Below are 1,142 nucleotides of genomic sequence, written 5' to 3' on the forward strand. Positions count from 1 at the left end.
CGCCACGCCCGACGTGCTGGACGCCGTGTTCACCGGTGCGCTCGCACGCTCGATCGAGACCAAGCTGTTCAACGAGATCGGGGGCAGGTCCATACGGCTCCCGACCGACGTTGCCGCGGTCGAGATCATTCAGAGGACGCTGCACGACTTCATCCAGGGCACCGTCCGCGATCGCTTCGCGGCTGCGGGCGGCACGCTGGCGTCAGTTCCCTACGCGGGCGTCGAGGCCTTCGTCCAGGCCATCTACGAGCAGTCCTTCGAACTGATCCGCATCCTGGGGGATAGCGCATGAGACGTTTCGTGTTTGTCGGCCGCCTGGGTGCGGCGGATAACGGGGCCGTGCCGGTCGTCCAGCCGGACGCGACGCCGGTGACGGTCCAGTTCGTGGCCGCGAACAAGCGGCTCGATTACGGCATCGGCAACGCGCTGCAGACGTTGGCCGACCTCGGTCTCCGGCGGACGGAAACCGCGATCGACCTCGTCATCGTCGCCGCCATGGTCAACGCGGCCGACACCCGCGTCTCGCGCTCCGCGAATGCACAGGACGGCTGGACCCGGGAGCTGGACCTAGTGGTGCCGGTGCGTGAGCCTGACTTGTGGGCGGCGCAGGGAGCGTTGCTCGCCCGCACTCTCAGGTTCTTGACGGGCGACCATTGGCGTATCGTGTTCAGGGCACGGCCCGCACCCTTTGCGACGATCGCAACGGCGCGGCCGTCGCTGGGCCTCGCCGAGCCGGACGAAGTGTGTCTGTTCTCCGGCGGTCTGGACAGTCTCGTCGGGGCGTTGGATTTCCTGGCCGGGGGCGGGAAGCCGCTTCTGGTGAGCCATTACTGGGATTCGGAGACGAGCAAGGCGCAGACGTTGCTGCTGGACTTGCTGCGCAAGAATTACAAAACAAACGAGCCGTTGTCCCTGCGGGCGCGCCTCGGCTTCGACCGCAACCATGTCGACACCGGCGAGGTGGAAAACAGCCAGAGGGGGAGATCCTTCCTGTTTTTCGCGTTGGCCATTTTGGCGGCTTCGGGGCTGACGTCTGACGCCCCGGTCCGCGTGCCCGAGAACGGCCTGATCGGCCTCAACGTACCCCTCGACCCGCTCCGCCTCGGTGCGCTCAGCACCCGCACCACTCACCCATTCTACAT

1 protein-coding gene and 1 pseudogene are annotated in these 1,142 nt (G+C 66.5%); both read left to right on the plus strand.

Annotated elements, in window-relative coordinates; genetic code table 11:
- Nucleotides 1-292, plus strand: a pseudogene (locus tag EN742_RS38465) (hypothetical protein); the annotation flags it as partial.
- Nucleotides 289-1,142 (plus strand): Qat anti-phage system QueC-like protein QatC (qatC, locus tag EN742_RS35550; RefSeq protein ID WP_348632877.1); only part of this gene is annotated, 854 nt, incomplete at its 3' end. The pseudogene EN742_RS38465 and the gene qatC, both read left to right, overlap by 4 nt.

It is taken from the genome of Mesorhizobium sp. M4A.F.Ca.ET.020.02.1.1 (assembly GCF_004022645.1).
Taxonomy (GTDB): Bacteria; Pseudomonadota; Alphaproteobacteria; order Rhizobiales; family Rhizobiaceae; genus Mesorhizobium.